The organism is Limosilactobacillus reuteri subsp. porcinus (assembly GCF_036621895.1).
Taxonomy (GTDB): domain Bacteria; phylum Bacillota; class Bacilli; order Lactobacillales; family Lactobacillaceae; genus Limosilactobacillus; species Limosilactobacillus reuteri_J.
In genome coordinates this window covers 1-218 of record NZ_LN887370.1, presented here as the reverse complement: position 1 = coordinate 218, position 218 = coordinate 1, and the positions used below count along the sequence as shown (strand labels likewise).

General features: G+C 41.7%; 1 pseudogene. It reads right to left on the bottom strand.

From position 1 onward, the window contains the following. A pseudogene (locus AACL61_RS03155) lies at positions 1-218 on the bottom strand (cell wall elongation regulator TseB-like domain-containing protein); the annotation flags it as partial.

Genomic DNA, 218 nt, shown 5'->3' with positions numbered 1-218 from the left:
ACGATATGTTACTTCCCAGACAGCCTTATCATTAAATACCCCCGGAGCAACTTTTAAAATTTCACGCGGATTGCGATTTGATTTTGTCATCGCCCGTGCTCTTGCAGCAGTAATCCCACTCGATTGTTTTAGAACCCTAATCTTGCCACCATGTTGGGGAACCATAACCAGAATCGGTTGATTTTGCTGATTCTTACCACTAATCGTATAGTAAGTAT